Consider the following 564-nt stretch of genomic DNA (forward strand, 5'->3'; position numbering starts at 1 on the left):
TTTATAGCCTGCTTGGCTGAGCCTATCTAGGGTGGGACGTACATCAGAAAAGATAACTTCGCTATAAGGCAGAGGGTGGGCTAGCTTATAGGCCCTATAATCAGCCTGAAGTTGAGCAAGGTCCCATTTCTGGTAGTCTTGACCAAGAATCTTTTGCCAGATCTGCTTCATATTGCCCCCGATAAAAAAGCTGGGAGGCAGGTGGCTGATTGAGATACCACGGGTCGCTAAAAATGCCTGACGGCGGCTGTAATAAAATTCCTCGGTGTCAAAGAGAACACCATCCATATCNACGGGTCGCTAAAAATGCCTGACGGCGGCTGTAATAAAATTCCTCGGTGTCAAAGAGAACACCATCCATATCAAAAATAACTGCTTGCTTCATGAAAAACCTCAGCCTTATTCTACCACAAAGAGCTAATCTGAACAAAGCGCACTCCTGTGAAGCACAGACAAAGTATGGCTGATATTAGGCCAAAATAGGAATTTGAAAAGTTGTCTGAATTTTGCTATAATTTTAGGCAATCTGGAAATGAAAGTTAGATGGAAGTGTTATGAAAGTCG

1 protein-coding gene is annotated in these 564 nt (G+C 43.3%); it reads right to left on the reverse strand.

Annotation, left to right across the window (positions count from 1 at the left end):
• Positions 1-288, reverse strand: a 288-nt coding sequence (locus tag FH871_RS34565) for an HAD family phosphatase (protein ID WP_138995331.1), incomplete at its 3' end; no start/stop codon positions are given.
• Positions 289-564: the final 276 nt, after the last annotated feature.

The sequence above is a fragment of the Larkinella sp. C7 genome (assembly GCF_006149005.1).
Lineage (GTDB): Bacteria > Bacteroidota > Bacteroidia > Cytophagales > Spirosomataceae > Larkinella.